The organism is Paracoccus sp. (in: a-proteobacteria), assembly GCF_047973135.1.
Lineage (GTDB): Bacteria > Pseudomonadota > Alphaproteobacteria > Rhodobacterales > Rhodobacteraceae > Paracoccus.
Window position 1 is genome coordinate 1 of record NZ_JBKEBL010000175.1, and the last position, 7,032, is coordinate 7,032.

General features: G+C 63.4%; 8 protein-coding genes. All 8 read left to right on the plus strand.

Going from position 1 to position 7,032, the window contains the following annotated elements:
- Positions 1–669 (plus strand): cbb3-type cytochrome c oxidase subunit I (locus ACK5L9_RS13595; RefSeq protein ID WP_416912006.1); only part of this gene is annotated, 669 nt, incomplete at its 5' end.
- 71 nt (positions 670–740) lie between these two features.
- On the plus strand, positions 741–1,217 hold the full coding sequence (locus tag ACK5L9_RS13600; protein WP_416912007.1) for a DUF2244 domain-containing protein: 477 nt from the start codon (positions 741–743) through the stop codon (positions 1,215–1,217).
- Between the two features lie 307 nt (positions 1,218–1,524).
- Positions 1,525–2,688 (plus strand): ABC transporter substrate-binding protein, encoded by a 1,164-nt coding sequence (locus ACK5L9_RS13605; RefSeq protein WP_416912008.1) that lies wholly within the window; start codon positions 1,525–1,527, stop codon positions 2,686–2,688.
- A 53-nt stretch (positions 2,689–2,741) separates the two neighbouring features.
- The gene (locus ACK5L9_RS13610; RefSeq protein WP_416912009.1) at positions 2,742–3,602 is read left to right on the plus strand and encodes a branched-chain amino acid ABC transporter permease; all 861 of its coding nucleotides are present in this window, start codon (positions 2,742–2,744) and stop codon (positions 3,600–3,602) included.
- A 1-nt stretch (position 3,603) separates the two neighbouring features.
- The gene (locus tag ACK5L9_RS13615; RefSeq protein WP_416912010.1) at positions 3,604–4,551 is read left to right on the plus strand and encodes a branched-chain amino acid ABC transporter permease; all 948 of its coding nucleotides are present in this window, start codon (positions 3,604–3,606) and stop codon (positions 4,549–4,551) included.
- On the plus strand, positions 4,538–5,284 hold the full coding sequence (locus ACK5L9_RS13620) for an ABC transporter ATP-binding protein (RefSeq protein WP_416912011.1): 747 nt from the start codon (positions 4,538–4,540) through the stop codon (positions 5,282–5,284). The genes ACK5L9_RS13615 and ACK5L9_RS13620 overlap by 14 nt, the downstream gene beginning before the upstream one ends.
- On the plus strand, positions 5,277–5,987 hold the full coding sequence (locus ACK5L9_RS13625; protein ID WP_416912012.1) for an ABC transporter ATP-binding protein: 711 nt from the start codon (positions 5,277–5,279) through the stop codon (positions 5,985–5,987). The genes ACK5L9_RS13620 and ACK5L9_RS13625 overlap by 8 nt, the downstream gene beginning before the upstream one ends.
- A gap of 11 nt (positions 5,988–5,998) precedes the next feature.
- The coding region (locus tag ACK5L9_RS13630) for a cytochrome P450 (protein ID WP_416912013.1) at positions 5,999–7,032 on the plus strand (1,034 nt) is incomplete at its 3' end.

Sequence of the window (7,032 nt, forward strand, 5' to 3'; positions counted from 1 at the left end):
CAGAGCTATTTCATGCTGGCAACGATGGTCATCGCGGTGCCCACCGGGGTCAAGGTGTTCAGCTGGATCGCCACCATGTGGGGCGGCTCGATCGAGTTCAAGGCCCCGATGCTGTGGGCCTTCGGCTTCCTGTTCCTGTTCACCGTCGGCGGCGTGACCGGCGTTGTGCTGTCGCAGGCGCCGCTGGATCGCGTCTATCACGACACCTATTATGTCGTGGCGCATTTCCACTATGTGATGTCGCTGGGTGCGGTCTTTGCGATTTTCGCCGGGGTCTATTTCTGGATCGGCAAGATGAGCGGCCGCCAGTACCCGGAATGGGCCGGCAAGGTCCACTTCTGGCTGATGTTCATCGGCTCGAACATGATCTTCTTCCCGCAGCACTTCCTGGGCCGTCAGGGCATGCCGCGCCGCTATATCGACTATCCGGTCGAGTTCGCGTTCTGGAACAATATCAGCTCGATCGGTGCCTATATCTCGTTCGCGTCCTTCCTGTTCTTCATCGGCATCGTGGCCTATACGCTGTTCGCCGGTCGGCGCGTGAATGTGCCGAACTACTGGAACGAGCATGCCGACACGCTGGAATGGACCCTGCCCTCGCCCCCGCCCGAACATACGTTCGAGCAGCTACCCAAGCGCGAGGACTGGGATCACGCCTACGCCCATTAAGGCCATGGCCGATCCAAAACGACTGCAGCGGCCCCGGAGCGATCCGGGGCCGTTTTTGCAGGATCACACCTATGCCCTATGAATGGACCGACCGCCCTGACGGGGCCGAACTGCGCGCATGGCCATTTCGGTCGCTGCCGCGCAAGGGATTCGTGTGGTTCATCGGACTGACTTCGGTGGGGTTGGCCCTGCCCCTTCTGGCGGTATTGGGTACAGCGACCCTATGGGGGCTGCTTCCTTTCATGGCGCTGGCCATCGGGGGGGTGTGGTACGCGCTGCATCGCAGCTATCGCAGCGGCGAGACCAGCGAATGCCTGCATCTGACCCGCGACCGCCTGCACCTGTCACGCCGCGATCCCGGACGGGCAGCGCGTGAATGGACCGCCAACCCCTACTGGGTGCGCGCCAAGCTGCGCGAAGGCCCGGTCGAGGATTACCTGACCCTGACTGACGGCAACCGCGAGATCGAACTGGGTGCCTTTCTGACCCCTGAAGAACGCCGCGACCTGCATCATCAGATCCTGCGGCGGCTGGCCGATCTGCGATAGACAAGGTGCCTTCCCGCCATCGGGGTGCGACGGAATATCGCAATCACAGTTGACAAATCAATTGGTCATCGGCATTGTTTTCCGAGTTGATTCCTCAACAGAGATGGCTCGCTGCAATCGCGATCCGGCTTCGGCGAGGGACCAGGGAGGGACTGGCCGTTTCCGGGCGCACCGGCAGCGTGCCGCTATGCTGCGATTGACAGATGCACCTTACCGGCGGGCTGGCGAACAGGCCTGACCGGGCGTGTCCCTCATTGTGCAAAAACCGGCAGCGCATAGAAATGCCGCCGCTTTCAGGGAGGGAACGATGAATACAGCATTTCGCATAACCGCCGCGCTGGTCATGACCACGCTTGCCGGGGCCGCATCGGCGGACACGATCAAGGTGGGCGTGATTACCCCCTTTTCGGGACCATTCGCGCAATATGGCACGCAGTATCAGCAGGCCATCGAGGTGTATCAGGCACAGCACGGCACCACGGCCGGAGATCACGAGATCGAATTTATCTTCAAGGATGTGGGCGGGCCGAACCCCGATGCCGCGCGCAGCCTTGCCCAGGAATTGCTGATCCGTGATCGGGTCGATTATCTGGCCGGTTTCACCTTCACGCCGAACGCGCTGGCCGTGGCTCAGATGATCCAGCAGTCGCAGACGCCGACGGTGATCTTCAACGCGGCCACATCGTCGATCAACAAGGAAAGCGACTATTACCTGCGCACCAGCTATACGCTGTGGCAGGTCTCGGCGCCGCTGGCAGATTGGGCATATGATCAGGGCATCCGCACGGTGGCCACAACCGTTACCGATTATGGCCCCGGCATCGACGCCGAGAACGCCTTCAAGACCGCGTTCGAGATCAAGGGTGGTCAGGTCGTCGATACGATCCGCATGCCGCTGTCCACGACCGATTTTACCCCCTTCATCCAGCGGGTACGCGACGAGGCACCCGATGCGGTCTTTGCCTTCCTGCCCGGCGGCCCTCCGACCTTTACCTTTACCCGGACCTATAATGAAAACGGCCTCAAGGATGCCGGGATCGTGTTTCTGGGTACGGCGGAAACCGAAGAGGTGAATTTGCAGGGGCTTGGCGATGCCGGGATCGGGCTGACGACGGCGTACCATTATTCCGCCGCCCATCAGTCGCCCGAGAACGAGGCGTTTCTGGCAAAGCTGCACGAACTGCACCCGGACGCCATCGCCAACTGGGCCATGATCGGGGCCTATGACGGCGTGCATCTTATCTATGAGATGGTCAAGGCCGCCGGGTCCGATGGCCCCGCCGCCATCGAGGCCGCCAGCAGCATGGCCTGGGAAAGCCCGCGCGGGCCGGTGAGGATGGACCCCGAAACGCGGACGCTGGTTCAAAACGTCTATATCCGCGAGGTCGAGCGGAACCCCGAGACCGGCTTGCTTGAGAATGTCGAAAAGGGCGTGATCGCGAATGTCGGCGATCTGGGCTGGGACAAGTGATCCGTACCCTGCGGGGCTGACGCCTCGCGGGGGTCGGTGATCGGGGAAAACGCATGTCACTTTTGCTGAATATTGCCGTGGACGGCATCGCTTACGGGATGATCCTGTTCATGATCGCGGTGGGACTGTCGATCACCATGGGGCTGATGCGGGTCATCAATCTGGCGCATGGCGGATTTGCCATGATCGGCGGCACGCTGGCCCATTGGCTGATGCGGGATCAGGGCCTTGGCTTCTGGGCGGCGCTACCGCTTGCGGTGGCCGGGACGATCCTGCTGGCCCTGCCGCTGGAGCGGTTGATTTATCGCCGGATTTACGGCTTTGGCGAATTGCAGCAGGTGCTGGCCACTATCGGCCTGACCTTCCTGATGATCGCCAGCATCAATCTGTGGCAGGGATCGGCGCTGTTGACCATTCCCATGCCCGAGACGTTGAGAACGCCGGTCAATCTGGGCTTTCGCACCCTGCCGATGCACCGGCTTGCGGTGATCGGGCTGGGGCTGGTGGTGATATTCGGGCTGTGGGTGCTGCTGGACCGAACCCGGTTCGGCATCCGGCTGCGGGCGGCGGTGGACAACCGCGCCACCGCCTCGGCCATGGGCATCGACACCGGCACGATCTATCTGCTGACTTTCGGGCTTGGGGCCGGGCTGGCGGCACTTGGAGGTATCTTTGGCGCAGAGATCCTGCCCATCGACGCCTATTATCCGCTGCGCTACATGGTGCTGTTCCTGATCGTGGTCGCGGTCGGAGGCATGGGGTCGATCACCGGTTCTTTCGCGGCCGCGCTTGGTCTTGGTATCGCCGAGACCGCCGCCCGCTATCTGGTGCCCGACCTGGCCACCATCGCCTTTTTCGCGCTGGTGATCGCGCTGCTGGCCATTCGCCCGCAGGGCCTGATGGGGAGGGCCTAGGATGACGCGGCTCATTCCCCTTGTCCTGCTGGCGGCAGCCGTCGCATGCTATTTCCTGTTCCCCTTCAATCTGGCCTTTCTGACCCGGATTCTGGTGATGATCGTCCTTGTCCTGTCGGTCGATCTGGTGCTGGGTTACGCTGGCATCCCGACGCTGGGACAGGCGGCGATGTATGGCGCGGGGGCCTATGCGGCGGGGCTGTTCGCCATTCATGTCTGGGCCGATCCCGTTGCCGGATTGCTGGTCGGTGCGGCGGCGGGGGCGGCGCTGGCGCTGTTGTCCGGGCTGGTGGTCATGCGGGCGCAGGGGCTGACGGTCATCATGCTGACCATCGCCTTCGCCCAGATCTGCGCCGAGACCGCCAACCGCGCCCGCGACCTGACCGGAGGCGCGGACGGGCTGCGCGGCATTCGCATGGACCCCGTCCTTGGCCTGTTCGAGTTCGATTTCATCGGCCAGACCGGATACTGGTACGCGCTGGCGGTGGCGGTGCTTGTCTTTGCCTTTCTGGCTGTGCTGGTCCGGTCGCCCTTTGGCCTGTCGCTTAGGGGCGTGCATGACAGCCCGGCGCGAATGGCGGCCATCGGTGTGTCGGTCTATCGCCGCCGGGTGACGGCCTATGTCATCGGCGGGGCGATTGCCGGGCTGGCCGGGGCGCTGACCGCGCAGATCACCCAGCTTGTCAGTCTTGAGACATTTGCCTTCGCGCTGTCGGCCGAGGCACTGATCATGCTGATCCTTGGCGGCACCGGTCGGCTTTACGGCGCCGTGATCGGCACGGCGGTGTTCATGTGGGTGCATCATACGGCGGCGGCGAACGATCCGTTCAACTGGCTGTTCGTCATCGGCGCGCTGGTCCTTGCAGTGGTGTTCTTTCTGCCAAAGGGGCTGATCTCGGCCCCGGCCGCATTGACCCGCATCATGGGAGGCCGTCATGAAAGGTCTTGAGGTTCGCGGCCTGTCCAAGCATTTTGGTGGGCTGACCGTGTCGGAACATATCGACTTCGACCTGCCTCCGGGCGCGCGCAAGGCTTTGATCGGGCCGAATGGCGCGGGCAAATCGACCTTCGCCAATCTGGTGACAGGCATTCTGGCGCCAAGCGGGGGCTCGATCCGCTTTGACGGCAGGGACATCGCCGCGCTGGACGAGGCGGGCCGGGTAAAACTGGGCATCGCCAAGACCTTTCAGATCACCACGTTGTTCCCCTCTCTGACCGTGCGCGAGAACCTGCGCCTGCCGGTGCTGGAACGCGAAGGGCGCGGTTATCGCATGTTCCGCCGCGCGCCGGGCGAGGCGCGGGTCGAGGCCGAGGTTCAGGCCCTGCTGGATCAGTTCGAACTGTCCGCGCTTGCTGACCGGCCGGTCGCCGGGCTGGCCTATGGTCAGCAGAGGCTGGTCGAGATGGCGCTGACCCTGGCACTGAAACCGCGCGTACTGATCCTGGACGAGCCTGCGGCGGGCGTCCCCTCAAGCGAGACGCATCTGATCGTCGATGCCATCGAACGGCTGCCGCAGGATCTGGCGGTGCTGGTGATTGAACATGACATGGATCTGGTGTTCCGCGTTGCCAGATCGATCGTGGTGCTGGTGGCCGGGCGTATCCTGACCGAGGGCACACCGCAGAACATCGCCGCAAATCCTCAGGTGCGTGAACTTTATCTGGGGGGCGGTCATGGCTGATCCGGTTCTGGAACTCAAGGATGTCACGGCAGGCTATGGCCCGACCCATGTGCTGCGCGGCATCGACCTGACGCTTGCCCCCGGCGAAAGGCTGGCGGTGATCGGGCGGAACGGCGCGGGCAAGACCACGCTTCTGGGCACGATCATGGGGCTGACACGGCTGCATGGGGGAAGGTTGCGGCTGAAGGGCCAATCCATTGAGGCAATGCCACCCTTCCGCCGCAATGCGGCGGGTCTTGGGCTGGTGCCGCAGACCCGCGACATCTTTCCCTCGCTGACGGTCGAGGAAAACCTGATCGCGGCAATGCGCGGCGATGCCAGTCTGGACGAAGCCTATGCCCTGTTCCCGCGCCTGAAGGAACGCCGACGCAATGGCGGCACCCAGCTTTCGGGCGGCGAACAGCAGATGCTTGCCATCGCCCGCACGCTGATGACCCGGCCCGATGTGATCCTGCTGGATGAACCGCTTGAGGGGCTGGCCCCGGTCATCTGCGAACAGTTGATGCGCGTTTTCGAGGATCTGGCCGCCGACGGAACGCGCAGCGTGATCCTTGTCGAACAGCATGCAGATGCCGCGCTGCGTTTCGCGACGCGGGCGGTGCTGATCGCGAATGGCCGGATCGTTTTTGACGGACCCTCCGGGGAACTGCAAGGCAACCCGGATTTGCTGCACCGCCATGTCGGTGTGGGCATCGAAACCTGAGGAGGAAGGACATGGAGCTTATCGAAGGCCACAAGGTCATAACCCCGCCCGATGGCATGCCCGTCTGGGACATCGATCCCTATGACGAGGACTTGCTGCGTGACCCGGTGCCATATTACCGCGAACTGGTCGCGAAAGGCCCGGTCGTCCATATCCCGCGCTTTTCCATTCTGGCTCTGGGGCAATACGAGACGACGCATAAGGTTTTCAGCGATCACGAGAATTTCGTGTCCTCGCGCGGGGTCGGTCTGAACGACTTCAAGATCGGCGAGCCCTGGCGCCCGCCCTCAATCATCCTTGAGGTCGATCCGCCCGCCCATACCCGCACCCGCAAGGTCATGGCGCGGGCGCTGTCGCCCAAGATGGTCAGGACGCTGACCGACCTGTTTCGCGAAACGGCGGCGCGAATGGTGGATCAGCTTCTGGCGACGGGAACATTCGACGCCGTTACCGATCTGGCCGAGGCGTTCCCCGTGGCGGTCTTTCCGCCCGCATTGGGCATGAAAGACGTGGATCAGCGCAATCTGGTCGATTACGGTGCCTGCGTTTTCAATGCCATGGGACCGGACAATGCGATGCGCCGCTGGGCGCTGGCGCGGAATGAACAGATTTCGCCCTGGATCATGGCCGCTTGCGCCCGCGACCGGCTGAAGGATGACGGCCTTGGCGCGATGGTCTATGCCGCCGCCGATGCGGGCGAGATCGGGCAGGACGAGGCCGCAATGCTGGTGCGGTCCTTCCTGTCGGCGGGGGTGGACACCACAGTAACGGGCATCGGCAACGCCCTGTGGGCCTTTTCGCAGAATCCCGGCGAATGGGACAGGCTGCGCGCCGATCCGTCGCTGGCCCGCCCCGCCATCGAAGAGGTGCTGCGCTATACCTCGCCCGTGCATACATTCGGGCGCACGGCGGGCCGCGACACCGAAATCGCGGGCTTTCCGGTGGAAGAAGGCACCAAGGTCATCTGCGTTCTTGGCGCGGCCAATATGGATCCGGCGAAATGGGGCGACCCCGAAAGTTTCCGCATCGACCGCCGCCCCGCCGG

Bases quoted from the DNA above. Each gene is read 5' to 3' on its own strand.
- ACK5L9_RS13600 (WP_416912007.1), top strand. From the start codon at position 741: ATGCCCTATGAATGGACCGACCGCCCTGACGGGGCCGAACTGCGCGCA.
- ACK5L9_RS13605 (WP_416912008.1), top strand. From the start codon at position 1,525: ATGAATACAGCATTTCGCATAACCGCCGCGCTGGTCATGACCACGCTT.
- ACK5L9_RS13610 (WP_416912009.1), top strand. From the start codon at position 2,742: ATGTCACTTTTGCTGAATATTGCCGTGGACGGCATCGCTTACGGGATG.
- ACK5L9_RS13615 (WP_416912010.1), top strand. From the start codon at position 3,604: ATGACGCGGCTCATTCCCCTTGTCCTGCTGGCGGCAGCCGTCGCATGC.
- ACK5L9_RS13620 (WP_416912011.1), top strand. From the start codon at position 4,538: ATGAAAGGTCTTGAGGTTCGCGGCCTGTCCAAGCATTTTGGTGGGCTG.
- ACK5L9_RS13625 (WP_416912012.1), top strand. From the start codon at position 5,277: ATGGCTGATCCGGTTCTGGAACTCAAGGATGTCACGGCAGGCTATGGC.